At 60.4% G+C, this 25,319-nt stretch carries 26 protein-coding genes and 1 tRNA gene; 16 read left to right on the top strand and 11 right to left on the bottom strand.

All coding sequences use genetic code 11. From position 1 onward, the window contains the following. Nucleotides 1-476 precede the first annotated feature (476 nt). The 5 genes from BUA94_RS13300 (at nt 477) to BUA94_RS13280 (ending at nt 4,257) form a co-directional block, all read left to right on the top strand. Nucleotides 477-776: a BufA1 family periplasmic bufferin-type metallophore gene (locus tag BUA94_RS13300; protein ID WP_073013641.1), complete on the top strand. Its 300-nt coding sequence runs from the start codon at nt 477-479 to the stop codon at nt 774-776. Between the two features lie 98 nt (nt 777-874). Further along, complete coding sequence (gene bufB / locus BUA94_RS13295; protein WP_408011936.1) at nt 875-1,768, top strand: MNIO family bufferin maturase; 894 nt, start codon at nt 875-877, stop codon at nt 1,766-1,768. Further along, nucleotides 1,758-2,591: an HvfC/BufC N-terminal domain-containing protein gene (locus BUA94_RS13290; protein ID WP_208980063.1), complete on the top strand. Its 834-nt coding sequence runs from the start codon at nt 1,758-1,760 to the stop codon at nt 2,589-2,591. The genes bufB and BUA94_RS13290 overlap by 11 nt, the downstream gene beginning before the upstream one ends. Then, entirely contained in the window at nt 2,575-3,159 is a 585-nt protein-coding gene (locus BUA94_RS13285; RefSeq protein ID WP_175558036.1) for a DoxX family membrane protein, read from the top strand. Before BUA94_RS13290 ends, BUA94_RS13285 begins: the two co-directional genes overlap by 17 nt. 48 nt (nt 3,160-3,207) lie before the next feature. Next, a complete protein-coding gene (locus tag BUA94_RS13280; RefSeq protein WP_073013639.1) occupies nt 3,208-4,257 on the top strand; it encodes a threonine aldolase family protein in 1,050 nt (349 codons plus the stop codon). A 92-nt stretch (nt 4,258-4,349) separates the two neighbouring features. Here BUA94_RS13280 and BUA94_RS13275 read toward each other — a convergent pair whose 3' ends face one another. Continuing rightward, entirely contained in the window at nt 4,350-4,796 is a 447-nt protein-coding gene (locus BUA94_RS13275; protein ID WP_073013638.1) for an Hsp20 family protein, read from the bottom strand. Between the two features lie 279 nt (nt 4,797-5,075). On the opposite strand from BUA94_RS13275, the gene BUA94_RS13270 reads away from it, so the two are divergent. Further along, nucleotides 5,076-5,558 carry a hypothetical protein gene (locus tag BUA94_RS13270; RefSeq protein WP_073013637.1) on the top strand — a complete coding sequence of 161 codons (483 nt, stop codon included), beginning with the start codon at nt 5,076-5,078 and terminating at the stop codon, nt 5,556-5,558. A 127-nt stretch (nt 5,559-5,685) separates the two neighbouring features. Next, complete coding sequence (locus BUA94_RS13265; protein ID WP_073013636.1) at nt 5,686-6,639, top strand: alpha/beta fold hydrolase; 954 nt, start codon at nt 5,686-5,688, stop codon at nt 6,637-6,639. A 20-nt stretch (nt 6,640-6,659) separates the two neighbouring features. On the opposite strand, the gene hisN is transcribed toward BUA94_RS13265, so the two are convergent. Together hisN and BUA94_RS13255 are read right to left on the bottom strand one after the other, a co-directional pair. Further along, nucleotides 6,660-7,466 carry a histidinol-phosphatase gene (gene hisN, locus BUA94_RS13260; RefSeq protein WP_235860558.1) on the bottom strand — a complete coding sequence of 269 codons (807 nt, stop codon included), beginning with the start codon at nt 7,464-7,466 and terminating at the stop codon, nt 6,660-6,662. A 327-nt stretch (nt 7,467-7,793) separates the two neighbouring features. Further along, nucleotides 7,794-8,714, bottom strand: a complete 921-nt coding sequence (locus tag BUA94_RS13255; protein WP_408011934.1) for an N-formylglutamate amidohydrolase — start codon at nt 8,712-8,714, stop codon at nt 7,794-7,796. A gap of 184 nt (nt 8,715-8,898) precedes the next feature. Between BUA94_RS13255 and cpdR the strand changes: the two genes are divergently transcribed. The 5 genes from cpdR to BUA94_RS13230 all read left to right on the top strand — a co-directional run bounded on the left by cpdR (nt 8,899) and on the right by BUA94_RS13230 (nt 11,696). Further along, nucleotides 8,899-9,258: a cell cycle two-component system response regulator CpdR gene (cpdR, locus tag BUA94_RS13250; protein ID WP_073013634.1), complete on the top strand. Its 360-nt coding sequence runs from the start codon at nt 8,899-8,901 to the stop codon at nt 9,256-9,258. Between the two features lie 140 nt (nt 9,259-9,398). After that, nucleotides 9,399-9,473, top strand: a tRNA-Val gene (locus BUA94_RS13245). 173 nt (nt 9,474-9,646) lie between these two features. Beyond that, nucleotides 9,647-9,772 carry a type B 50S ribosomal protein L36 gene (ykgO, locus tag BUA94_RS13240; protein ID WP_008196524.1) on the top strand — a complete coding sequence of 42 codons (126 nt, stop codon included), beginning with the start codon at nt 9,647-9,649 and terminating at the stop codon, nt 9,770-9,772. 86 nt (nt 9,773-9,858) lie between these two features. Continuing rightward, entirely contained in the window at nt 9,859-10,536 is a 678-nt protein-coding gene (locus BUA94_RS13235) for a tetratricopeptide repeat protein (protein ID WP_073013633.1), read from the top strand. 143 nt (nt 10,537-10,679) lie between these two features. Continuing rightward, nucleotides 10,680-11,696: an alpha/beta fold hydrolase gene (locus tag BUA94_RS13230; protein ID WP_073013632.1), complete on the top strand. Its 1,017-nt coding sequence runs from the start codon at nt 10,680-10,682 to the stop codon at nt 11,694-11,696. Between the two features lie 50 nt (nt 11,697-11,746). Here BUA94_RS13230 and BUA94_RS13225 read toward each other — a convergent pair whose 3' ends face one another. From BUA94_RS13225 to BUA94_RS13215, 3 genes are all read right to left on the bottom strand, one after another. Continuing rightward, entirely contained in the window at nt 11,747-12,004 is a 258-nt protein-coding gene (locus tag BUA94_RS13225) for a DUF2312 domain-containing protein (RefSeq protein WP_073013631.1), read from the bottom strand. Between the two features lie 153 nt (nt 12,005-12,157). Then, entirely contained in the window at nt 12,158-12,454 is a 297-nt protein-coding gene (locus BUA94_RS13220) for a DUF1244 domain-containing protein (protein WP_073013630.1), read from the bottom strand. Between the two features lie 18 nt (nt 12,455-12,472). After that, a complete protein-coding gene (locus tag BUA94_RS13215) occupies nt 12,473-13,285 on the bottom strand; it encodes an N-formylglutamate amidohydrolase (RefSeq protein WP_073013629.1) in 813 nt (270 codons plus the stop codon). A gap of 125 nt (nt 13,286-13,410) precedes the next feature. Here BUA94_RS13215 and BUA94_RS13210 point away from each other — a divergent pair, with 125 nt between their 5' ends. The 3 genes from BUA94_RS13210 to pyk all read left to right on the top strand — a co-directional run bounded on the left by BUA94_RS13210 (nt 13,411) and on the right by pyk (nt 16,637). Further along, nucleotides 13,411-14,316 carry a DMT family transporter gene (locus BUA94_RS13210; RefSeq protein ID WP_073013628.1) on the top strand — a complete coding sequence of 302 codons (906 nt, stop codon included), beginning with the start codon at nt 13,411-13,413 and terminating at the stop codon, nt 14,314-14,316. Between the two features lie 399 nt (nt 14,317-14,715). After that, nucleotides 14,716-15,204, top strand: coding sequence for a DUF1036 domain-containing protein (locus BUA94_RS13205; RefSeq protein WP_073013627.1), 489 nt, complete (start codon nt 14,716-14,718; stop codon nt 15,202-15,204). Further along, nucleotides 15,201-16,637 (top strand): pyruvate kinase, encoded by a 1,437-nt coding sequence (pyk, locus tag BUA94_RS13200; protein ID WP_073013626.1) that lies wholly within the window; start codon nt 15,201-15,203, stop codon nt 16,635-16,637. Before BUA94_RS13205 ends, pyk begins: the two co-directional genes overlap by 4 nt. 208 nt (nt 16,638-16,845) lie before the next feature. On the opposite strand, the gene BUA94_RS13195 is transcribed toward pyk, so the two are convergent. Both BUA94_RS13195 and BUA94_RS13190 read right to left on the bottom strand, forming a co-directional pair. Beyond that, complete coding sequence (locus BUA94_RS13195) at nt 16,846-18,642, bottom strand: peptidoglycan L,D-endopeptidase MepK (protein WP_408011945.1); 1,797 nt, start codon at nt 18,640-18,642, stop codon at nt 16,846-16,848. A 320-nt stretch (nt 18,643-18,962) separates the two neighbouring features. Beyond that, entirely contained in the window at nt 18,963-20,528 is a 1,566-nt protein-coding gene (locus BUA94_RS13190) for a sigma-54-dependent transcriptional regulator (protein ID WP_073013889.1), read from the bottom strand. 209 nt (nt 20,529-20,737) lie between these two features. On the opposite strand from BUA94_RS13190, the gene BUA94_RS13185 reads away from it, so the two are divergent. Continuing rightward, nucleotides 20,738-22,564, top strand: coding sequence for a M3 family oligoendopeptidase (locus tag BUA94_RS13185; RefSeq protein WP_073013624.1), 1,827 nt, complete (start codon nt 20,738-20,740; stop codon nt 22,562-22,564). 81 nt (nt 22,565-22,645) lie between these two features. On the opposite strand, the gene BUA94_RS13180 is transcribed toward BUA94_RS13185, so the two are convergent. The 3 genes from BUA94_RS13180 to BUA94_RS13170 all read right to left on the bottom strand — a co-directional run bounded on the left by BUA94_RS13180 (nt 22,646) and on the right by BUA94_RS13170 (nt 25,312). Beyond that, nucleotides 22,646-23,410 (bottom strand): ABC transporter permease, encoded by a 765-nt coding sequence (locus BUA94_RS13180; protein ID WP_073013623.1) that lies wholly within the window; start codon nt 23,408-23,410, stop codon nt 22,646-22,648. After that, on the bottom strand, nt 23,407-24,198 hold the full coding sequence (locus BUA94_RS13175) for an ABC transporter ATP-binding protein (RefSeq protein ID WP_073013622.1): 792 nt from the start codon (nt 24,196-24,198) through the stop codon (nt 23,407-23,409). Before BUA94_RS13175 ends, BUA94_RS13180 begins: the two co-directional genes overlap by 4 nt. Nucleotides 24,199-24,301: 103 nt before the next feature. Then, nucleotides 24,302-25,312, bottom strand: a complete 1,011-nt coding sequence (locus BUA94_RS13170) for an ABC transporter substrate-binding protein (protein ID WP_073013621.1) — start codon at nt 25,310-25,312, stop codon at nt 24,302-24,304. Between the last annotated feature and the right edge of the window lie 7 nt (nt 25,313-25,319).

Raw genomic sequence — 25,319 nt, 5'->3', positions numbered from 1 at the left:
TTACGTTGCCGCATCGGCTTTCAGCCTGCGCGGTAGGATCCGGATGTGATCCGTTTCCTGTCTTCAGCCTCGGCTCCACCTCCTCTTGGCGGTCTCCGGCCGGCTTGTTGGCAACCTGCGTCCGTCCTGCTCTGGCACGGAAGTTTGGCACACGATAAATGGGACAGTGATCCTGTCCTATTCCAAGCGGCGCGAACATGCCAGATTTCTAACCGCCCGGCAAGTGCGTTATTTGCAGGGTGAGTTATAATTGTTTCGTCTTGCAAGCGCCAATCGATCAGAAAGAATAAGTTTCCAGCTCAAACGAGAAAGAAAATTACTTCAAACGATTTGAGTGCGAGATTCCGCTCGCGGAACTGTCACGTCCGTTTGATTTCCCATTGATCCGGCTGGCAATCATATTTTTCCCGAAGCGGGCCGAAACGGGAATATGCCTTCCCCGGTTTTACTGGCCTGCGGAGTGAGGAGACGACCTTATGAAGACCAGAAGCATGACCGCCGCGATTGTTGCCGGAGCTGTTGCATCCGCCGTAACAAGCCTCTCTGTCGCGACCCCTGCAAACGCTCAGGCCAAGGAGAAATGCTATGGCGTTTCGTTGAAGGGCAAGAACGACTGCAAGGCCGGTGCGGGCACAACCTGTGCCGGGACCTCGACGGTTGACTATCAGGGCAATGCCTGGACCCTGGTGCCCGCCGGAACCTGTGTGACCATGGAACTGCCTGATGGCCGCAAGGGATCGCTGACGGAACTCGACCGCGATCTGCCCAAGGCCTGATTGAAGGGCTGAATCATTCCCTTGTACCTGACGCGGGTGACGTTCATCCGGTCAGGTGCATTGATGAGGAATATTGTTCCTGCCCTGAGGAGGCGGCGATGAGTTTCAGTTCATCCATGCAGCGGCGCCGGCCGTCCGGGATTGGGGCACGAACGGGCGTGGGCCTGAAAGGCGAGCACGTGGCGGAGATCCTGGAGACCCGCCCGGACATCGGCTTTTTCGAGGTTCATGCCGAAAACTACATGGGTGCGGGGGGCGTCCCCCATCGCCAGCTGGAAGCGATCCGGTGTGAGTATCCGGTGTCCCTTCATGGGGTGGGCCTCTCCATCGGTGCGATCGGGGTTCTCGACGAAGCGCATCTTGCCCGGCTGAAGTCCCTGAATGAGCGCTACGAACCCGGCTTGTTTTCCGAACATCTCGCCTGGTCGACCCATGACACCACCTATTTCAATGACCTGCTGCCGGTTCCTTATGATGAGGAAACGCTGGCGCGGGTGTGCGATCACATTGACCGGGTTCAGGACGTAATAGGAAGGCGGATGCTTCTGGAGAACCCCTCGACCTACGTTGCCTTCTGGCAAAGCACGATGAGTGAAACGGATTTTCTGAAGGAGATCGTGCGCCGGACGGGCTGCGGTCTGTTGCTGGATGTGAATAACGTCCATGTTTCCTGCACCAATCAGCAGGTGTCTGCACGGGACTATCTGGCCGCATTTCCGGTCGAGGCTGTCGGTGAAATTCATCTGGGCGGTCACGCACCGGATCTGGATGATGAGGGCAGGCCCTTGCTGATTGATGCCCATGACAGGTCGGTTGATGATGCGGTCTGGTTGCTCTTTGAAGAGGCCTTATTGCTTTGCGGTCCGCAGCCGACCCTGATCGAATGGGATAATGACGTGCCTGCCTGGCCGGTGTTGCTGAGCGAGGCAGAGGCAGCAGACCAGATTGTGCAGCGGGCAGAATTGCGCGGGGAGCAGCGCCGTGCGGTTTGATCCCCCTGGTTCCGCTGTGGCCGCGCTTGAGGCTTTCGCACCAGCCTTGCTTGAGGGTGAGAGGGATCTTCCGGACGGGATCATAGGGCCGGATGGCAAACCGTCTCCCCGGCGCTTCAATGTCTACCGCAATAATGTGGTGGTCAGTCTGGTTGAGGCGGTGATGGACAGCTATCCGGCGGTGCTGAAGTTGTTGGGGGAGGACTATTTCAAGGCTGTGGCGCGGTTGTTCGTCATCAACAATCCCCCGAAGTCTCCTGTTCTCATCTGGTATGGCGCGGCGTTCGCGGAGTTCCTTGAAAGCTTTCCGCCCCTGGCAGCCTATGGCTATCTGCCTGATGTGGCCCGTCTGGAATGGGCCTGGCTGGAGGCCTATCACGCGGCAGATGCAGCGCCCTTGCAGCCCCAGACCCTCGCTTCTGTACCGGGTGATCTTCTCGCAGGCCTTAAGATTGCCCCACATCCGTCCTGCCGGTGGCTCCAGTCTCCCTGGCCGGTCGTCTCGCTTCTTGCTGTGAACCGGTTCGAGAGTGGGGAGGTGGTGGACCTGGCTGAGGCGCAGGAAGTTCTGGTGACCCGGCCGGATCTTGATGTTGAAGTCCGGCTGATGCGGCCGGGCTGTGCCTGCCTGCTGGAGGCGTTGTCTGCCGGCTGTTCCCTTTCTGAGGCGGGCGAACGGGCTGCGCAAAGCGTTCAGGAAGATGTGTTTCAGTTTGACATGTGCCTGTCGGACTTGCTGGCCGCGGGTGCTCTGGCAGCGTTCGATCCTGAGGAGGCCGCGGCTGGGTTTTTAAGTGGGGGAAGTAATGGGATTCCTGATTGATCTGATCGTGCGCCTGCATGGCGCCGTTTTCGGCTTTGCCGACCGCATGACGCGGGGCTGGTTTCTGGAGCTTGCGGCTCGGTTTGTCTTTGCCAGCGTGCTGCTGGTCTATTTCTTCAATTCTGCGCTGACCAAGGTCGGTCCCGGACTTTTCGGCTTTCTGCGGCCCAGCGACGGCGCCTACGCCCAGATCCTGCCGACCCTGATGGAGCAGCTGAGCTATGACACCAGCAGGATCGCATTCTTTCCCTATGGCCTTATCGTGCTCCTGGGCACATGGGCAGAGTTTGTCCTGCCCGTGCTTGTCGTGCTTGGCCTTTTCACTAGGGTCGCGAGCTTTGGCATGATTGGTTTCATCATCGTCATGACTTTCGTGGACATCACCGGCCATGGCGTTGATGCTGAGACGATCGGGCGGATGTTCGACGGCAATCCCAGCAGTCTGATTGCGGATCAGCGGCTGATGTGGATCATGATCCTGCTTGTTCCCGCCCTGAAGGGGGCGGGCAAGATCTCGCTGGATGCGATGCTGGTGCGTTCGCGGACCACCCGCGAGCGCTACACCTGATCTTCGACCGCCTTGCCGGTGAGGCTGGGAGGCGATATTCGTCAGGACATGAATTTTGCAAGCGACAACTGGGCTGGGGCCGCGCCATCGGTGATGGCAGCTCTGGCTCGCCATTCCACGGGATCCGCTCCTGCTTACGGCAATGATGCCGTCACGCAGGGTGTGATCCAGCAGTTCCGCGACCTTTTCGAAACCGATGTTGCCGTTTTTTTCACGGGCACCGGCACGGCAGCCAATGCGCTGGCGCTGACAGCCTATGCAAAGCCGGGCGGGATCGTTTTCTGCCATCCGGAAGCCCACATTCAGGTGGATGAGTGCGGGGCAGCCGAGTTCATGACCGGCGGCAGCAAGCTTGTTTCGGTTGGCGGGCAGGTCAATGGCAAGATCACCGCAGAAGGTTTGACCGATGCTCTGGCGGCGTTGCCGGAAGGCTCCGTGATGCACGGGCAGGCGGCAGCAGTCTCCATCACACAGGCAAGTGAACACGGTACCGTCTATAGCCTCGACGAGATCCGGGCCATCAAGGCGGTGGCTCAAAGCCGCAACCTGCCTCTTCACATGGACGGCGCCCGCTTTGCCAATGCCCTTGTCTCGCTGGATGTGTCCCCTGCGGAGATGACGTGGAAAGCCGGGGTGGACGTCTTGTCCTTTGGCGGCACGAAGAATGGCTGCTGGTGTGCAGAGGCCGTGGTCTTCTTCAATCCGGAGGCGGCGCGGTCGTTTGAATATCTGAGGAAGCGGGCCGGGCACGAGTTCTCCAAGGCCCGTTTCGTCTCCGCCCAGCTGGAAGGCTATTTCGAAAACGGCAACTGGCTGCAGACTGCCAGACACGCAAATGCCATGGCGTCCAAGCTGTCGGCGGGCATTGCCGCAGCCGGAGGGCGGATGGCCTGGCCGACGCAGGCCAACGAGGTCTTCGCGATCATTCGAAAAGCTCAGGCTGACGTTTTGCGCAAGAGTGGTGCGGTGTTCCACCCCTGGCCGGAACATGCAATTCCGCAGGATCTCAAGCCGTCGGAAGAAGAACTCTGCATCCGGCTGGTTGCAAGTTTCGCGACCGAAGGCTCGGAAATCGAGCGGTTCCTGTCGCTGCTCTGATCAACCGAATTGCCAGAGCCTGGAATAGAAAAAAGCGCCCGGTCCTGCCGGGCGCAAGTTTTTTCGGGGGGAGGAAAAAGGGGATCGAAGGCTTAGTGAGCCTTGGTCTCGATCTGCTTGGGGCTGCCGTTGCCAATCTCGATCTTGCGCGGCTTCATGGTCTCGGGGAGTTCCCGCACGAGATCAATGTGAAGCAGGCCATTTTCGAGAAGAGCGCCTTCCACGCGGACATATTCAGCGATCTGGAAGCGGCGCTCGAAGGCGCGGGAGGCGATGCCGCGATACAGCACTTCGCGGTTCTGCTCATCGTCCTGCTTGTCGCCCTTGATCGTCAGAACGTGTTCCTTGGCCTCGACGGAGAGGTCGGCATCGGAGAAACCCGCCACCGCCATGGTGATGCGGTAGGTGTTCTCGCCTGTGCGCTCGATGTTGTAGGGCGGATAGCTCGGAGTGTCGGCATTGGCCGTGTCGAGCATGTTGAAGAGCCGGTCAAATCCAACTGTGGAACGGTAGAGCGGCGAAAAATCAAAATGACGCATGTGTTCTGTCCTCATATGAGCAACGGATATGGTCTGCTGTTTTTTCCCCCAGTCAGTGGCGGGAAGACAGCGGTTCTGCAGACCCGTATTGGCGCCTGCTCTTCTGAGATGGTGAGTGGTTCTCCGGTTTCAAGAGGTCCGGAACACGGTGAAATGTGCGCCGGGTTTTCAATCTGAACGCCAGATGAACGAAGCCTTCCGGTTCGGTTCAAGTGGCCGCTGGCATTGTCTCCTCAAGGTCAGACGGACTGGCCGCACCCAAACCGAGGAGACTTCGATATGTTCATCATTCGCAAGGCACGTGAAACCGGACTGGCCGCAGCTATGACCCTGGCCGTCGTGACTATGACCATCGGCGGCACCATGACGGGCGCTTCCGCAGCACAGCCGTTGAAGCCGGCGGTGAAGATGGAAACCCAGACCCGCGATGACCTGGTGCAGAAGGTTGATGACCGTGGACGCGGCCGGGACTGGCGCGGCGATGATCGCCGTGACTGGCGTGGCGATGACCGTCGCGGCCGTCATGGTGACGCTGGCCGCCACCACCATCGTGGCCGTATGGATGCGGGCGAGATCCGCCGCAGCCTGCGCCACCAGGGTTACCGCCATGTGCGCATTCTGGGCGAACGCGGCCGGGTCTTCATTGCCAGCGCAACCGGCTGGCGCGGAATGCCCATGCGCCTTGTCGTCGACAGCCGTTCCGGTTCGGTGATCAGCCGTGAACCGATCGGCCGTGGCCATCACTGGGACTACCGCTGGTAACCAATTGACCAGTCATTTTCCGAAACGGCGTCCGGACTTGCCTCCGGGCGCCGTTCCGTTTCCGGTTGAGCCTGCGCTGCCGGAGCTGTAAGCAGAATGTATCCATTCTCGCAAAGGTTTCCGCCGCATGACCCTGGTCGATATTCCTGAAAATCCGGTTCCGGGCGGAGCGGTGAGCGGCTTTGTTGAAACACCGGACGGGGTCAGGATCCGCTATGCCCGCTGGGCCCATGCGGAAGGCGCACGGCGGCGCGGCACGGTGACGATCCTTCAGGGGCGCGCCGAATTCATCGAGAAGTATTTCGAGGTGGTGCAGGATCTGCGCAAGCGGGGGTTTGCCGTGATTGCCTTCGACTGGCGGGGGCAGGGAGGCTCCGGCCGGTTGCTCAAGTCTCCTGTCAGGGGACATGTTCGCCGGTTTTCCGACTATTTTGCCGATCTCCACACGGTGTTGAAGCAGGTGTCCCTGGCCGAATATCCCGGACCGCATTTCGCTCTGGCCCATTCGACCGGAGCGGCGATTCTGCTGGCCGATACGGCGCGTCTTCGCACCATGATTGACCGGGCCGTGCTGACGGCGCCCTTGACCGGCTTGCTGGATTGGGGGCGGCGGGAGAGCTGGGCATTCCGGACGGCGTGCCTGCTCAAATACTCCGGCTTTGGACGGATGTTCATTCCCGGCGGCAATGCCCGGCTCTACGAGCAGTTCGAGGATAATGTCCAGACCAGTGACCGGCGCCGCTACCAGCGGGCGCTTGCCGTTCTCGACAAGGAGCCCGCTCTTGGTATCGGCTCGCCGACCGTGGGCTGGCTGCATGCGGCGGGCCGCTGCCTTTTGTCGTTCCGGCAGCGCCGCTTCGGCCCGTCCGTTTCCCTGCCCGTGCTGGTGATCGCAGCAGGGGCTGACCGCATTGTGTCGACGCCTGCCGCAGAAGATCTCGTGTCGCGGACCAAGGCTGCCGGCTATCTGGAAATTCCGGGCGCTCAGCATGAATTGATGATGGAGGCCGATCCCATCCGGAACCAGTTCTGGGCGGCCTTTGATGCGTTCATCCCCGGCCGGGAATTCGACAGCCTTTAAGTCTCAGCGGGAACGCAGGCTCAGGCGCTGATGCTGGCAAGCTTCTTCAGAACGATGTCGTGCAGACGCGGATCACCGCTGGCGACGATCTGGCCGCCATTGGCAGGAGAGCCGCCGGTCCAGGTTGTCATGACGCCGCCTGCGCCTTCCACGATCGGGGCCAGGGCAACCACGTCATAAGGCTGCAAGCCCGATTCCACCACCAGATCAGCCTGGCCTGCCGCGACCATGCAATAGCCGTAGCAATCCGTTCCATAGCGGGCGAGGCGGGTTTCGCGCTCCACCGCATCATAGGCCTCGCGTTCGGCACCCTTGAAAAGGAAAGGCGTGGTGGTGAACATCACGGCCTCCGCCAGAGAGGCGCAAGGGCGGGTCTGAAGCGTCTTCGTTCCAAGCGGGCCCTGATACCAGGCGGTCTTGCAATCGCCGGCATAGAACTCGCCGACATAGGGCTGCGCCATCATGCCAAGGGACGGTTTGCCGTTGGTCGTCAGGCCAATCAATGTTCCCCAGGTTGGCAGACCCGTGATGAAGGCGCGTGTGCCGTCAATCGGGTCCAGAACCCAGACGTGCTCGGCATCCAGGTTCTCCGAGCCGTGTTCCTCGCCCAGAATGCCGTGCTCGGGGTATTCCGCGTTGATCAGCTTGCGCATGGCGGTTTCGCCGGCGCGGTCTGCGATCGTCACCGGATCAAAGCCGCCTTCCAGCTTGTTCTCGACACTGAAGGAGGACCGGAAATGCGGCATGATGGCCGCTCGTGCTTCTCCTGCCAACCGCTCAAGAAAGCCTGCAAAGACATGCTGCTGATGCATGGGAGAATTGCTCATTCTGAAGGCCTTGGATTGCCGGCAAACCCGGTCGGAAAAGGGAACTCGTTGTTGTCTAAGGATTTCATGGATTTGGTCAATCGCCCTGAACGGCAAACGGGACAGAAACGGCCGGTTTGCCTCATTTTTGCGCATGATGTGCACATAAGCAGGGCTTGACCTTTGTGCGCTGCGGTGCGAACTTTATTGCAGCGCGAAACGATCTTTCCGAGTAGCGCCGCCCTCCTTGGGCGTTTCCTCCCTAGACTCGGGCCGCATTACGCGGCCCCTTTTTTTATGTGCCGCGGATTTCTGCGGTATTTCGAGGGATTTCGTCCTGGGTCCGGCTCACTCGGCGGCAATGGGATCCGCTGCAAAACTGCTGTCAGGCATGGATGTGAGTTCGCGGGCGAAGGCCTCAAGATTGGCCTTCAGTTCCAGAAGGCCTGCATGGGGCCGCTGGGTGCTCTCGTCCATGTAGAGGCCCCGGTTCATTTCCACCTGCAGGGCATGCAGACCACGGGTTGGCCGGCCGTAATGCTCGGTGATGAAACCACCCGCGTAAGGTTTGTTGCGGTTCACCGTGTAGCCCATGCCGATCAGGATCGAGGCGGCATAGCTGGTCAGTTCCTGGGAGCAGCTCGTGCCATACCGGTCACCGAGAATGAAGTCCGGCCGGATGTCCGTTGACTGGCAGCGGATGGTCGAGGGCATGGAGTGGCAATCAATCAGGATTGCGTAGCCGAAGGTGACGTGAGTCTGGGCCAGCATCCGGCGCAGGGTCGTATGATACGGCTTGTAGATCTCCTCGATCCGGTACATCGCCTCGCTGACAGGAAGCCGGTGCTTGTAGATCTCGTGAGATTCGCTCACCACCCTTGCAACTGTTCCAAGACCTCCGGCAACCCGGATGGAACGGACATTGGCATAGGGCGGCAGCCGGTCCTCGAACATCTTCGGGTCCAGCTCGTAAGGTTCCCGGTTCACATCGAGATAGGCGCGGGGAAAATGGGCCCGCAGCATCGGTGCGCCAAGCGGTACCACATGAGAGAACAGGTGATCCACGAAAGCATCTTCGGAGCGGCGGATGGCCTGTCCGTCGAGACGGGATGATTCGAGAAAGCTTTGCGGATACTGGCAGCCGGAATGGGGCGAATTGAACACGTAAGGCAGACGCTGCTCGGCAGGCGCGAGCACCTCAAACGGAGGGTGTCCATTGAAATCGGTCCGGTGCGCTGCAAACGGGTCGCGCTGGTCGCTGGTCTCCAAGTGGGGCCTCTTGTGTCGATCAAATGCCATGGTGCCAAGGAATCAACAGTCAGTCCACAGAAACCGGCAAAGCATCCTCTGACCGTGGTTTCACTCTATCTTTACCGGGGATTCGGACTATAACCGGCGAGAGGCAGCCTCGAGGCGCTGCCTGGGTCTTTTCAATCTAGTGTGGTTGCTACCTATGCCGCGTATCCTGCTTGCGGAAGACGACAATGACATGCGCCGTTTCCTGGCCAAGGCGCTTGAAAACGCCGGTCATGATGTCGTGTCTTTCGATAATGGCAAAAGTGCTTATGAACGTCTTCGCGAAGAGCCGTTCTCCCTTCTCCTCACCGACATCGTGATGCCGGAAATGGACGGGATCGAGCTGGCCCGCCGGGCGACTCAACTCGATCCTGATCTGAAGGTCATGTTCATCACCGGCTTTGCCGCTGTTGCGCTCAATCCCGAGTCCGATGCGCCGAAAGATGCGAAAGTGCTGTCCAAGCCTTTCCACCTGCGCGATCTCGTTCAGGAAGTGGACAAGATGCTCGCCGCTTGAGGCGGGCACATATCCACTGGTCCGGTGCGTACCTGTGGAATTGTTTGACGGTTCTGTAAAAAAGGGTGTTGCGTCGGTGAAAGAACCCCGTTATATCGCTCCCCACCACGGCGCTGCGGCGCGGTGATACCGAGAAATTCGGGCGTGTAGCTCAGCGGGAGAGCACTTCGTTGACATCGAAGGGGTCACAGGTTCAATCCCTGTCACGCCCACCATTCTTGCGCTAACCGGCAGTTCTGGTCAGATTGGCGCGGGTAGAACCCGGAGACAAGGATCTGCGCAATAGCTTGCTGTTGCAGCGGTTTCCCGGGGAAGCCACTCAATCGCGGGCGCCTTTGGCGCTCGTTTCATGTTTACGGGTAACAAGGCCCTTCCGGGGGACATAGTCATGAAGATCAAGAACTCGCTCAAAGCGCTTATGACCCGCCACCGTGAGAACCGCATGGTTCGCCGTAAGGGTCGCGTGTACATCATCAACAAGAAGAACCCGCGCTTCAAGGCTCGTCAGGGCTAAGCAGGGGAAGGGCTTTTGCTCTTCAACTCTTGATGAAAATCCGATTACGGATTGACCGCTGCAACCGGCAAGGCATACTTGCCGGTATGCGGCTTTTTTCGTTTCTCCTCCTCGTCTTCGCCTTGCCGGCTGGTGTCTTTGCCCAGCCTGTGCCTGATCTCGGCCCGGAATCGGAAGTTCCATCGATCGAGGATCTCGATCCGATGCTGCAGCATCCCGAGGACCTGCCTGCAGAGCCTGAAGGCGAGCAGGGCAAGGCTGATGCGCAGAAGAAAGATGGCCGGGAGCCCGGCATCAACGATCTTTATGCAGAGCTGGCCGAGGCCAAGGACGACAGCGCAGCGGCCCGCATTGCCCGCCGCATCCAGATCAACTGGCTCGAATCGGGGAGCGACACCGTCGATCTTCTGATGGCCCGCTCGGCCCAGGCGCTCAAGGCAGGGGACTACGGACTGACCCTTGATCTGCTGGATGTGGTTGTTTCGCTCGCGCCCGGTTATGCCGAAGGCTGGAACCGCCGGGCGACCGTCTACTATCTTCAGGAAGACTTCGGCCGCTCACTTGTCGATATTGAGCGGACGCTGGCCATCGAACCCCGCCATTGGGGGGCTCTGTCCGGTCTCGGCATGATCCAGCGCCGGCTTGGCGAAAAGGATCGTGCCCTGGCGACCTTCCGCCAGATCCTCAAGATCCATCCGGCCCTTTCCAATGCCCGCGAAGCAGTCGAAGCTCTGGAAAAGGGCTCCGAAGGCGAGCCCATCTGATCGGATCTCCCGGCTTGAACGTATGCGGTCTTGCGCGGGGAAATGCCCCGCAAGGCATTGCGTCCGGAAGCATCAGCCTTTGGACATCCCGTTAAACCAGGTCAGAGCGGGCGAAAGCGCGCTTCCTGCATCAGGGCCAGATCATGATCTATCTTGTTGGCGTTCTCGTTGTCATCCTGTCCCTGCTGACGGCCTACACGGAGTTCCGGGTCCGCAGCATTGAGGCGGAGCTGCCTGCGGATGGCCAGTTCGTGATGGCTGATGGGGTGCCGATCCATCTCCACCGGCTGCAGCCCGATGTCGAGCTCGCTGAAAAGCCCTCGCTGGTGTTCATTCATGGTGCCAGCGGCAATGCCTATGATCAGCTTGGTGCGTTTCGCGCAGAGCTTGAAGGCCGCTATGACCTGATCTTTGTCGACCGTCCCGGTCTCGGTCATTCAGGACGCACCAGTGATGCTCAGTCTGCCCCTTCGGAGCAAGCCCGGCTAATCGGGGAGGTTCTGGACGCGCTCGGCATCGGCAAGGCCGTTGTCGTTGGCCATTCGCTTGGAGCCTCTGTGACGGCCGCTCTGGCGCTTGAGCGGCCTGATCTGGTCGAGGGGCTGGTGTTTCTTGCGCCAGCCACCCATCCGTGGCCAGGCGGCGTGAACTGGTACTACAACGTGGCAACGCTTCCGGTGATCGGGCGTATCTTCTGTGCATCCTTGACGCTGCCGATTGCGGAGCGTGTTGCCCCCAAGGCGATTCTCGGCGTCTTCGCGCCGGAAGAGGCGCCTGCGGACTATGACGGCATGATCCGGCTTCCGCTCCTGTTCCGGCCTGACAGTTTCCGTGCGAATGCGCAGGACGTTGCCGGTCTGAAGGAACATGTGACCCGGCTGTCTCAAAGATATGGCGAGATTGATGTGCCCGCCGTCGTGATCACCGGCGACAAGGACACTGTTGTCTGGCCGAGCATCCACAGTCAGGGGCTGGTCAGGGATTTGCCTCAGGCGCGCCTGGTGACCCTTCCAGGTGCCGGTCACATGCCACATCATACCCGCACGCAAGACGTGGTCCGGGAAATCGACGGGCTGATGGAGCTGGTTCTCGCCCGGAAGACGGCCCTGTCCCGGTCAATGGCAGCCGCAGAGGACACAGAAACTCTCGCGGGCAAATAAAAACGGCGGCCAATGGCCGCCGTCGTCACATGGGGATCGCTGGAAACCGGTCAGGCCGGGCCGTTCATGCCCAGAGCCTGGAGGTAGAGATCCAGGATTGCTTCTTCTTCCTCGCGCTCATGCGGCTGCTTCTTGCGCAGCGACACGACCTTGCGGAGGATCTTGACGTCAAAACCGTTGCCCTTGGCTTCGGCATAGACGTCCTTGATGTCATCGGAGATGACCTTCTTTTCTTCTTCCAAGCGCTCGATGCGCTCGATAAAGGCCCGAAGCTGATCGCCTGCCACCGCATTTGAATCGACTGTCATGGGTGCTTCTCCTTCTCGCTTATATCTTCATTCAAAATGATGCTGGAAGGTCCGGCTCCGGCCGCGGGGCGAAGCACCCGGTTGGCGCCAGACGTGGGGCACTGCCGTGCCAGAGTTGCCCGGTCAGGTCAAGCGGATTGACCCTTCCGGCGGTCAATGATCGGGCTTGTTCACCTCGAAGGCCGCCTTCTGCTCCGCAGTGGCTTCGGACTGGTATTTTTCCTTCCACTCCGCATAGGGCATGCCATAGATCAGTTCGCGGGCGCTTTCCTTGTCCAGGTCGATGCCGCGGGCATCCGCGGCTTCCTTGAACCAGTTGGAAAGACAGTTGCGGCAAAAGCCGGCCAGGTTCATCAGGTCGATGTTCTGAACATCCGTGCGGCCCTGAAGGTGGGACACCAGGCGCCGGAAAGCGGCGGCCTCGAGTTCGGTTTTCGTCTTCTCGTCCATTGCGGGCTCCTTGGGCGTTCAGCGGGTGGTGTCGCAGCGGGATGACCCCTTGCGGATTTCGCGGAGGTCTTTCTGCTGTGGAAGCTTGGTGAGGATCGGCAGCAGACGGTCGGTCCATTCCGCAACACCAGCTTCATCCGCAATCAGATCCTGCCGGATCTCGATCAAGGCATGGGCCAGTCCACGGCAGGTTCCATGCTGGTACATCGTGTCGTTTTTAAGAGCGCCGTCATAGGGCTCGTTATCTCCCACGACGATGCCCTCCTGGGCAGCCAGGCCATTGATGACCGGGTGCACCGCACGGCCGTCCGTGTCCCAGAGAATGCCTGCATGCCAGGGGCGCGGGACACCTCTCCAGACCGGCGTGTAGCTGTGCATGGAAATGATGACCGGGGGCGGGGCCAGTTCCAGCATCTGGTCCAGCGTGTCGGAGATCAGCCGGTGGTAGGGCCGGTGGTAGGTCTCGATCCGCCTTTGCCGTTCTTCGGTGGTGATGCCGGCATTTCCGGGAACGACGGCACCATCGCTGAGGCGCATGACGATCGTCGGGTCGTCTTCCCCGCGATTGGGGTCGATCAAGAGCCTGGAATAGGTCGTCATCAATGCCGGCGCGTTCAAGCGCTCGGCCAGCGCGAGCGTCAGGGGCCGGGCGCCGATGTCATAGCCGATGTGCCGTTGGAACTGTTCCGCAGGAAGACCCAGGTCGCCATAGGCAGAGGGCACTGCATTGGAGGCGTGATCGCACAGGAAGAGAATGCCGCAGGAAAGATCCCCGGTGAAGGTTTCCGTCGGTCCGAAGTCAGCCGGAGCCGAGGGTGAAGCTTGGGTCATGGTTGGTTTCTTGAAGGTCTGCAAGGGGTCGCTCGAAGCGAAAATCAGAAGTGACGGGGTCTCCGTCCCGCGCTAGATTTAGCCCAACCTGCCTGCCGAACCAAGCCTTCCGGACCTGAAACCAAATGACTTCTGACACGCCGGGCGCGAACGCTGCCACCGGCTCCAATCAAATGGCAATTGCCTTTGCCGCCCTGCTGACCGGTGCGATTGCCATGGGCATTTCGCCGGTCTTCGTCCGGCTTGCAGACGTTGGTTCCTTTGCCAGCGCCTTTTGGCGCGTCGCGGCTGCCTTGCCGCTGCTGTGGGTCTGGGCGCGGATGGAGCAGCCGGGAAAGGGCACCCTCTCCGGCTGGTCCTGGCCGGTGGTCATTTCGGGGGTGCTGTTTGCGGGCGACCTGTTCTTCTGGCATTTGGCGATCTTGAACACGACCATTGCCAATGCGACCTTTCTGGCAACGCTTGCCCCGGTCTGGGTGCTGCTCGGTTCCAGCATGATCCTGCGCGAGAAGGTGACGAAGCCCATGTGGTTGGGGCTGCTGGCCTGTCTTCTTGGGGCTGCCGGGCTCGTCGGGGCCAGTCTCGGGCTGGATCCTGATCGCCTTGTGGGCGATGCCTATGGTCTGGCAACATCCGTTTTCTTTGGAGCCTATATTCTGGCGACCCGCTATGTCCGCCGGTCTCTCGGGCCGGGTGGGCTGATGTTCCGCTCCTCTCTGGTCACATCCGCCATTCTGGCGGTTGTGGCGCTGGCTCTGGAACCAACCCTTCTGCCGCATAGCCTGAAGGGCGCAGTTGCGCTTGCTGTGATTGCTCTTGTCTCCCATGCGGGCGGTCAGGGGCTTCTTGCCTTCTCCCTCGGGCGTCTGACTGCCGGCTTTTCTGCTCTGGTGATCTTTCTCGAGGCCGTGACGGCGGCAGCTGTCGCCTGGGCAGTTCTGGGCGAGCAACTGGCCGCCATGCAGTTTTTAGGCGGCGCTTTGATCCTGGCTGGGGTCTGGTTTGCACGGCCCCGGCGGGAGCGCTCCTGAGCTGAATGACCCGGTGAATAGATCGCCGGTTCACAAGATGTTTAACCGGGAAAGCTCCCGAATCAGGCGGACGTAAAACCACGCCGTGTTCCCGGACTGAGCCTTGAAACTCTCTCGTGTGTTCTGGTTGTGGGGTGCGGTGGAAAAGAGAGGGGCGGGAATTCAATGGGAGATTGTTTTCCGGCTCTTCACATGACGTGGCGGCTCCAGCCATGTTCCCGCCGCATTTCTGGTGCGAAACGGCTCCGCAAGTTGCAAAGGGACGGGTCCGGATCAAAGATTTCGGACGCAAGCCATACTAAAGGCTAGGGCGCAGAGGTCATCGCCGTTGACATCCCTTGCACGTGCTAGCAAAAAGCTAATGGAAACCATAAGAAAGCGCGAGACGAACAGCTGCTCATGAGACAGGTCGGGGAACGATGCCAAGCCGGGCTCCCATCCGGACGGAGTTCTGTTGCCAGGGCAGCGTTGCTGCTGGGCTTGTCGCTGCTGTTTTATCCAATCTTCTCGGACACGGCCAAAGCTGACTTGCGCCTTTGCAACAAGACCGAAAGCAAGGTTGGCGTTGCCATTGGGTACAAGGACAAGACGGACTGGATCACCGAGGGCTGGTGGAACCTGGAGTCAAACTCCTGTGAAACGCTGGTCCCCGGCGCGTTGGTGTCACGGTACTATTACATATATGCCATTGATTACGACCAGTCTGGCGAATGGGGCGGCCGAGCCTTCATGTGCACGCGTGAGAAGGAATTTACGATCCGTGGCATTGAAGACTGTGTTGCGCGTGGTTTCGAGCGAACCGGATTTTTTGAAATCGACACGGGCGAACAGAGTAGCTGGACGGTCCAGCTCACCGAGCCCGTGCAAGAGGGAACAGGTGGGCAATGAGGCGTAACCGGCGGGTCAAAATTCTAGCAACTCTCGGACCCTCCTCTTCGGAGCAGGACATTATCGAGAAGCTGTATCGTGCTGGTGCGGATGTGTTCCGTATCAACATGAGCCACACGGACCATGATCGCCTCAAGATGCTCGTTCAGCGCATCCGGTCTGTCGAGGAGATCGTGGGCCGTCCGATCGGCATTCTCGCCGATCTGCAGGGTCCGAAGCTGCGCCTTGGCACGTTCAAGGACGGTCCGGTCATGCTGGAGAACGGTGCAAGATTCACCCTGGACTCCGACAAGGCCGAAGGCGACGTTTCCCGCGTTCACTTGCCGCATCCGGAAATCCTCAAGGCTCTTGAGCCGGGCCACCGTCTTCTGCTCGATGACGGCAAGGTTCAGCTGAAGGTCGTCGAGTGCACCGATACGTCCGCTGTCACGGAAGTGATCGTCGGCGGCAAGATGTCGAACCGCAAGGGCGTCAGCGTTCCGGACTCCGAAATCGCCACCAGTGCGATGACCGAGAAGGACCACAAGGATCTGGTTGCCGCGCTTGAGCAGGAAGTTGACTGGGTTGCCCTGTCCTTCGTTCAGCGCCCGGATGACATTGCTGAAGTCCGCAAGATCGTTCGCGGCCGTGCAGGCGTTCTGGCCAAGATCGAAAAGCCGCAGGCCATTGGCCGTCTGGCCGAGATCATCGAACTTTCCGACGCGATCATGGTTGCCCGTGGTGACCTTGGTGTGGAAATGCCGCTGGAACAGGTCCCTGGCCTGCAGAAGCAGATCACCCGCGCCTGCCGCCGCGCTGGCAAGCCGGTGGTGATCGCGACCCAGATGCTGGAATCCATGATCACGGCTCCGGTTCCGACCCGCGCTGAAGTGTCCGACGTGGCGACTGCCGTGTTCGAAGGGGCTGATGCGGTCATGCTCTCGGCTGAATCGGCTGCCGGCGACTATCCTATGGAAGCCGTGTCCACCATGGACAAGATCGCGATCCAGGTTGAGCAGGATCCGAACTACCAGAACATCATCCACGCGCAGCGGACAGAGCCGGAAGCAACCGGCGCCGACGCGATTTCTGCTGCTGCCCGTCAGATTGCCGAAACGCTGAAGCTGGCCGCTGTCGTCTGCTACACCACGTCCGGTGCGACCGGTCTGCGTGCAGCCCGTGAGCGTCCGAATTCTCCGCTGATCGTTCTGTCGCCTGTGGTCAACACGGCACGCCGTCTGGCCCTGGCCTGGGGCCTGCACTGTGTGGTCAGCGTTGATGCAGCGAGCGAAGATGACATGGTTGATCGTGCTTGCTCGATCTCCTTCACCGAAGGCTTTGCAAAGCCGGGCCAGCGCGTGATCGTGACGGCCGGTGTTCCGTTCGGAACTCCGGGCTCCACTAACATGCTCCGGATCGCTTTCGTTGGCTCCGACGGCAAGGGCAGCATCTAAGCCCTCAATCGGTTTAGATGTGACAGATGATCAAAGGCCGCCTGAGAAGGCGGCCTTTTTGTTTGCATATCCCCCTTGAGAAGGCCATTCAGCCACGACCCAATACGGTTTGGCAGGACAGGATCTGGAACCAGATCAAGAAAAAAGGCCGCCCCTGTGAGGCGGCCTTTTCATTGCCGGGTGTCCGGCTCTATCGGGTGTCTGTGCCTTAGCGGGCGAAGGTGACCGGCAGCACGATGACGGCAGGACCATCAAAGCGGTCGGTGCGCAGGGCCCCATAGGGGAACTTGCCGAAACCGCCTGCCACGAAGCGGTTGCCCGGCTCGAGGAAGGTGCCCAGCACGCGCTGGCGTGGATGGCTCAGGGACGCAAGGGTCACGTTGCGCATGGTGCCGTCGCTGGAGAGCAGCATTGGCGCTGACTTGTCAGGCAGGCCTGCAAAGCCGGACAGCGGGTCCTTGATCTGGTTGGTCGGGATCCGGCCAGAAACCGAGCGGGCGACTTCCTTGCCTGGCTTGTGGGCCTTGGCGGTGGCTGCCGGCTTCTTTGCACTCGCCGCAACCGCAGCCGGGGTCAAAGTTGCCGAGGCATAGGCCAGAGTTTCCGGTGCAAGGCCATTGTTGGTCCGGCCGACAGTCGGCTTGCCGGTGGCGGCCAGAATTGCAGCGACCGGGTCATTGGCCGGTGCGCTGGCCGGAACCGGAATATTGCCGGAGACAGTCGCCTGGGCGGCAGCACGCTGGGTTGCTGCAAGCAGCTGGCCACTTGGCTTTTGACCGGGCACAGCATCAGCAACGTTGAACCGTGTGCCGGACGCGGCCTCCTGAGCCGGAGTGGTTGCCGGGCCGCTGTTTTCCATGCGGACGCGTTGAGCATCAAGCGTGTTGGGGGCGAAGGCAACTTGAACCGGAGCCGGACGGGCAAGCGCAGGCTTGGCAGAAGGAAGAACGCTGGCAATCGCAATGGCAGCAGGCACTTCCGTCGGTGCGACAGGAGCTTCCGGAGACGGGGCAGCCTCAGGCTCGGACTTTTCCTTCAGGACAGGAACCGGAGGGGCAACGATGGCCGGAGCTGCTGCCGTGGCAGGCGAGGAACGGTCGCCGGAGTTGCGGACGCCGGGAACTGCACCGGGAGGCACAACACTGTCGCCGGAGCGCACAGCTGCCACGCGGGCGTTTTCCTGAGCCGGAGTGTTCTTGCCGGAGCCGAAGAGGGACGCCAGGAAGCTCGGCTGATCTTCGGTTTCCTCATCCTCTCCACCCACATCGGCGCCTGGCCGGATTACGCTGCCGGAGTTGCTGAGGCTCTGACCGCGGGTGCTATTGCGTGCGGGAGCCGGAGAATCAGAGGCGCTGGCCAGAAGCGTGCCGGAAGAGCGGCCACCAGCCTTGTGGCGGCCGGCCTTTTCATCGGACAGCGCCAGCTGATAGCCGGAAAGCGGCTTGCCGTCGGTCGGAACGTGCAGGGTGCGGCCGTCCGGGAAGACCTTGGCCAGCTGGCTGCGGGTCATGCGCGGCCAGTGACGGACGCTGCCGGTGTCCATGTGCACGAAAGGAGAGCCGGAGGTCGGATAGTAGCCGACACCGCCGACCTGCTTGCGCAGACCTGTTGCACGAAGGGTTGCCAGGTTCACACCCGGAATGAAGAAGTCCATGGCCTTGCCGCGCATGTGCTGGCTGTTCTTCGCTACACCGCTGGAGCGGGAGCGCAGCATGCCGTTGGTGGCCGGGGACCGGTAACTGGAAACAACATGGATCGGGCTCTTGGCTCCGACCTGTTGATAGACTTCCCAGACGAGATCCAGAAGTTCAGGATCAATCGTGGTCATCTCGTTCCGCCGCCAGTCGCGCAGGAAGCGGTTCGCGTCACGCAGACCTGAGGGAATGTATTTGCCGTTCTTTTTGAACGTGATGTCCACCCGCTCTTTTGTGTGAGCGTTGAAGAGGTGGAGCGTTCTCGTTTCTGCACGGGCCGCCGTGGAAAGGGTAAAGGCAATCGCCAGCAGGAGGCACACAAATGCCCCTGCACGCTGCAATCCCCTTACGGCGTCATATCCAAACAAACGTTTACGCAAATTACCGTCTCGCCGTTCTTGATGGCTCTTGGCCCGTCGGTGCTCCCCAGCAGGAGACATCAATAGCCCGCCCCGGTTAAGAACCTTTTACCCTGTTTCTAATTCAGCCAAAAACGTGGCGAAAATGCAACGGCCCTGCAGAAAACATTGAATCATGATGAAAAACAAAAAGCGGACCACATTGGGTCCGCAATTCTGTGGTGGCGCCGCAAGGCGGAATGAGGCTGTTTTTCGCAGAAATGCTTGAGAAATCAGGCTGCTGCGTCTTTGCCGATATGCTCTTCCAGGCCGTATTCCTTGAGCTTGCGATAGAGAGTCGAGCGGCCGATACCGAGACGTTTTGCCACTTCTGTCATGCGTCCGGAGTAGTGATTGATGGCAGCCCGGATAATTTCTTCCTCGACATCCACAAGTTTTCGGATGTGTCCGTCGTTGTCCAGGTTGCGCATGAAGCCAAAAGGCGCGGACAGCTCGAAGCCGCTTGGGACTGCGGTCTGCGGCTGCGGGGCCGCCTGACGCCGGACCGGCTCCTGTTGTTCCTGGGGGGCGGGCCGGTGAGCGGCAGCTGAGGTTTCCACCGGACGGCTGTCATAGGACCGTGATGGGGTGGCGGACGGCGTATCCACTGCCGAGGCCACTTGCGGGAAGTCGTCCACGGTCAGGCTCGGGCCGTCACACAGGACGACGGCGCGGAAGACAGTGTTTTCAAGCTGACGGATGTTGCCAGGCCAATGATAGGCCTGCAGCAATGCCATGGCATCTGGCGAAACGCCTGATACCTGCGGCTTGCCTTCCTCGGCCGCAAAACGGGCCAGGAAATGGCGGGTGAGGCTCGGGATGTCCTCCAGCCGGTCGCGCAAGGGCGGGATCCAGATCGGGAAGACGTTCAGCCGGTAATAGAGGTCCTCGCGGAAGACGCCTTCCTTCACCTGATCGATCAGGCGCCGGTTGGTGGCCGAGATCAGGCGGAAATCCACCTTGACCGGTCGGCGTGCGCCGATCGGGTCGATCTCGCCCTCCTGCAATGCGCGCAGCAGCTTGACCTGAACGTCGGAGGGCAGCTCCCCCACTTCATCCAGGAACAGCGTGCCGCCATGGGCTTCCTGGAACTTGCCGACATGCTTGTCCACCGCACCAGTGAAGGCGCCCTTCTCGTGGCCGAAGAGGATGGATTCGACGAGGTTCTCGGGGATTGCACCGCAGTTCACGGTGACGAGCGGTTTGGACCGGCGTTCGCTGGAGCCCTGAATGGCGCTGGCGATCATCTCCTTGCCGACGCCGCTTTCCCCCTCGATCAGAATCGGAATGTTCGACGAGGCAGCGCGTTTGCCCAGGTTGATGACCCGCTCCATGGCAGGAGAGTGGGTAATGATATCGGCAAAGGTCAGCGTCCCGGAGGCCTGCTTGCGGAAGCGGGTGATCTCATCGGCAAGTGCCGAGGTCTTCAGGAGGTTGCGGATCGAGACATTGAGGCGCTCTGGCCCCACAGGCTTGACCACAAAGTCCTGGGCGCCCGCATTCATGGCCGAGACGACGGCGTCAATTCCGCCGTGCGCGGTCTGGACGATGACCGGGGTTCCGACCTTCTGTGCGCGCATCTGGGTCAGGGCGCCGATGCCATCCAGCTCAGGCATAACCATGTCGAGAATGATGAGATCGATGTCCGCGCCTTCCGGGCCGGTCATGATCTTGACCGCCTCGGCGCCGTTTTCCGCCAGTTTTGCCCTGTAGCCGAACTTGGTCACGGCTTCCTGCAACAGTCGGCGCTGGATCGGATCGTCGTCGACTATCAGAATTTTGCCGCTGGTGGATTCCATGATCTTGCTTTCCGGGAGGTTCTCGATTGTGTCAATTCGGACCATCCTGGTTGTAGACCGGTAAACAAATCGTCCAAGCCGGGTAAAAAAATACGCCTTGTTCTGATTGCGGTGAACAGCTTCCGCAGCCTATTGATTGGAATTATGCCGGATTCTCCGAACTAGAATACCGGTGAGCAATTGTTTGACCCAGATCCGGAGGGATTGAGATGCTTCAGGAACCTTTCTTGCGCTCAGCAGCCGCAGGCTCCAGCGCAAAGGCGCTGGGAGCCTTGCCTGAGTGGGACCTCACGGACCTCTATCCGGCCATGGACTCACCGCAAGTCACCAGTGATCTGAAGGAGGGGCTGGAACGGGCTCGGACCTTCGAGACATCCTACAAGGGACGTCTGGCGGATATGGCCGCAGAAAATGTGTCTGCACTAGTGACGGCCATCCGCGCCTATGAGGCGCTGGAAGACTTGCTGGGCAAGGTGATTTCCTTCGCCGGTCTCGTCTATGCGGGCAATACGACCGATCCCAAGGCGCAGAAATTCTATGGCGATGTGCAGGAGCAGATCACGGCGATCAGCTCGCACCTTCTGTTTTTCACCCTTGAGCTCAACCGGATCAGCGACGAGGTGATGGATGCGGCGCTCCAGGACACAGGGCTGTCCTATTACACGCCCTGGATTGCTGATCTGCGCAAGGAGAAACCCTTCCAGCTGGAAGACCGGGTCGAGCAGCTCTTTCATGAGAAGTCTGTCACGGGCCGCGGCGCCTGGAACCGTCTTTTCGATGAGACCATGGCTTCCCTGACCTTCGAAGTCGAAGGCCAGGAACTGCCCATCGAGCCGACCTTGAACTTCCTGCAGGACGCCGATCCGGCAAAGCGCGAGGCTGCCGCCAAGGCTCTGACCAAGACGTTTTCGGAAAACCTGCGGACCTTCACGCTGATCACCAACACGCTGGCCAAGGACAAGGAAATTTCCGACCGCTGGCGCAAGTTCACTGATATCGCAGACAGCCGTCACCTGGCCAACCGGGTCGAGCGTGAGGTGGTGGATGCGATGGTGTCTGCTGTGCGGGAAGCCTATCCGCGTCTGTCCCACCGCTATTATGCCATGAAGGCGAAATGGCTCGGCGTGGACCAGCTGAACTCCTGGGACCGCAATGCGCCGCTGCCCAAGACCGACAACCGGGTGATTTCATGGGAAGAGGCCCGCAAGACCGTGCTGGATGCCTATGGCCGGTTCTCGCCGGATATGGCGGAAATTGCGGGCCGGTTCTTCGAACGCAACTGGATTGATGCGCCAGCCCGTGCGGGCAAGGCGCCCGGCGCCTTTGCCCATCCGACGGTGCCAAGCGCGCACCCTTATGTGCTGGTCAACTATCAGGGCAAGACCCGGGACGTGATGACCCTTGCCCATGAACTGGGTCATGGGGTTCACCAGGTTCTGGCTGGTCACAATGGGCCCCTGATGGCGCCGACGCCCCTGACCCTGGCAGAGACCGCCAGCGTCTTTGGCGAGATGCTGACTTTCCAGTCTCTTCTGGAGCAGGCGTCAACGCCGGAAGCCCGCAAGATCATGCTCGCCAGCAAGGCAGAGGACATGATCAACACGGTCGTGCGCCAGATCGCTTTCTACACGTTTGAGCGCAAGCTCCACACGGAGCGGCGCAATGGTGAGCTGACCTCGGACCGGATCGGCGAACTCTGGCTGGAAGTCCAGAGCGAAAGCCTCGGGCCGGCGATCAAGATCAATCCGGGCTATGAGACCTTCTGGACCTATATCCCGCACTTCATCCATTCGCCGTTCTACGTCTATGCCTATGCGTTCGGCGATTGTCTGGTGAACTCGCTTTATGCGGTCTACCAGGACGCGGAAACCGGCTTCCAGGAGAAGTATTTCGATCTCCTGAAGGCGGGTGGCACCAAACATCATTCCGAGCTTCTTGCGCCGTTCGGACTGGATGCCAGCGATCCGGCCTTCTGGAAGAAGGGCCTGTCGGTGATTGAAGGCATCATTGACGAGTTGGAAGCCATGGACGACTGATTTCCAGCCATTCATGACCAGAGAAAAACCCCGCGCAGCCTTCGCCGCGCGGGGTTTTTTGTCTCTTATGTGCTGAAGGCTTCACGGCCGGTTTGCGCCCCGGTGGGCCCAGCCGGTCATCCGCAGTTCGATCCAGGCCATCAGCGCATACATGACAATGCCGAGCACCGCGAGGGCGACTAGGCCGGCCCAGACGAGAGGCACGTTGAACTGGGACTGGGCCGCAAGCATCATGTGGCCGATGCCGGAATTGGCTGCGACAGTTTCCGAGATCACCGATCCGACGAAGGCCAGGGTGATCGCGATTTTCAGCGAGCCGAAGAAATAGGGCATCGACCGGGGAATGCCGACCTTCAGCATGATGTCGAGTTTCTTGGCGCCGAGTGCTCGCAGCACGTCTTCCATCTCCGGTTCGATGGTCGCAAGGCCGGTAGCCACGTTCACGACGATCGGGAAGAAGGCGATCAGGAATGCGGTGATCACGGCCGGGATGGTGCCAATGCCGAACCAGATCACGAGAATGGGAACTACCGCTACCTTCGGAACGGAGTTGAAGCCGATCATCAGCGGATAGAGCCCGGCATAGACGGCCCGGCTCCAGCCGATGGCGAGCCCAAGCAGCAGTCCGCCGACCACGGCCAGCCCGAAACCAAGCAGCGTTGTAAAGAGAGTCTGGAGCGAGTTCTTCCAGATCGGGTGCCAGTACTGAATGAGCGAGGCGAAAATGTCTGTCGGGGCCGGCAGGATATAGACCGGCAGCTTGAGAGCTGCGACGGCTGCCTGCCAGATGACGAAGAGCCCGATGGTCCAGAGCCACGGGGCTGCCTTGATCCACTTGTCATTCATGCGGCCGCCCTCGCTTCTGCAATGTAGCCACGCAGTTCGTGGACGATGTCGTTGAAATCCGCCTCATAGGTCAGGTCGATCGGACGGGGGCGGGGGAAGGTGATCTGCTTCTCCAGGATCACCCGTCCCGGACGGGCGCTCATGACGAAGACCCGGTCGGCGAGATACACGGCTTCGCGCAGGTCGTGGGTGACGAGGATGGTGGTGAAGCCTTTCTCCGCATGAAGATCGCGCATCACCTGCCACAGTTCCTCGCGGGTGAAGGCGTCGAGCGCACCGAAGGGCTCGTCCAGCATCAAGAGGGCGGGGTCGTGGATCAGGGCACGGCAGAGGTTTGCGCGCTGCTGCATGCCGCCGGATAGCTGCCAGGGAAACTTCTCGCCAAAGCCCTTCAGCCCAACCAGGGACAGGAGATCCTCGGCCTTTTGCAGATAAGCAGCCCGTTCCTTCGACAGTTTGCGACGGTGAGGCTGGACGATTTCCAGCGGCAGCATGACGTTTTGTAGTGTGGTGCGCCAGGGCAGCATGGATGGGTTCTGAAACGCCATGCCGGCGATGGAGACAGGCCCATTCACTTCCTTGCCGGCAACTTCGACCGTGCCGGACTGAGGCCGCATCAGGCCCGTAGCTAGCTTCATGAGGGTAGACTTGCCACAGCCGGACGGGCCCACGACCGCGGCGAATTCGCCCTTGCGGATCGTCATGTCCAGCCCGTCGAGGGCAAGTGTTCCGTCAGGGCCGCCGCCATAGGTCAGGCGGATGTTGCGCAGGTCAACGAATCCGGACACGAGAAATTTCCTGTTGTTCCTGGAAGGAACCCTCCCGGCGCAGGATCGATGTGCTCTCGGGCGAAAGCGGTCGGCCCTGGCCGGGAAGGCAATTGTGGAAAGGTTACTTGACCATCCGCTCTTCTGCCGGCGGCAGGTAGCTCGGATCGAAGACCTTTTCCGCTGCAGGCGGGGTATCGCTGACACCCATGGAGATCTTCAGGTAGTCCATCGACTTGGTGAGCTTGGCCATGTCCACGCCGCCAAAGCCGTTGGCCTTTACCGCCGGGGTGGCGATGGAGTCGTTGACGGCCATCTGAAGCCGCTCCACTTCCACCGGTTCGCTCAGGACTTCGTTGCGCTTGATCACATAAGGGATGGCCGCAGCGGGATCCGCGATGGCATCGAGATAGCCCTTTACGAGCGCCTTCACGAAGCCCTTTACCGCATCCGGATTGGCAGCCGCGAAGTCCGTGTTGACCATGACCACGTTGCCGTAGAGATCGAGGCCGTTTTCGGTCATCAGGATGACGGAGAGGTCATCTTCCGGAACGCCCTGGGCCTTGAGGTTCAGAACGGAGGAGAAGGAGAAGCCAAAGATGCCGTCCACCTGGCCTTGAGCCAGCATCGGTTCACGAACCGGGAAGCCGACGTTTTCAATGGTGATGCTGGAGGTGTCGATGCCGGCGACCTCCGCAAAGGCCGGCCACTGGCCGAAGGCTGCATCCGGCGGCGGGGCGCCGAGCTTCTTGCCTGCGAGGGATTTCGGATCCTCGGTGATGCCGAGGCTCTTGCGGCCGATCACGGCGAGCGGCGGGCGCTCATAGGCCATCATCACGGCCTTCACCTTCAGGTCGGGCTCTTCATCCATCAGCTTGATCAGGGCGTTGATGTCGCCAAAGCCCATCTGATAGGTGCCGGTGGCAACACGCGGAATGGACTCACGCGAGCCAGCTCCGGAATCGATCGTGACGTCCAGGCCTTCGTCCTTGAAATAGCCCTTGTCGAGCGCGATGAAGAAGGGGGCCGCCGGGCCCTCGAATTTCCAATCGAGCGTGAACTTGATTTCGGTGTCGGCGAAGGCCGATGTGGCTGAAATCGCCAGGCCGACGGCCATTCCGATCAGATGACGCATGCTGTTC

It is taken from the genome of Roseibium suaedae, from assembly GCF_900142725.1.
In the GTDB taxonomy this organism is placed as follows: Bacteria; Pseudomonadota; Alphaproteobacteria; order Rhizobiales; family Stappiaceae; genus Roseibium; species Roseibium suaedae.
The sequence above is the reverse complement of the archived record's forward strand: the minus strand, read 5'-3'. Positions and strand labels throughout refer to the sequence as shown.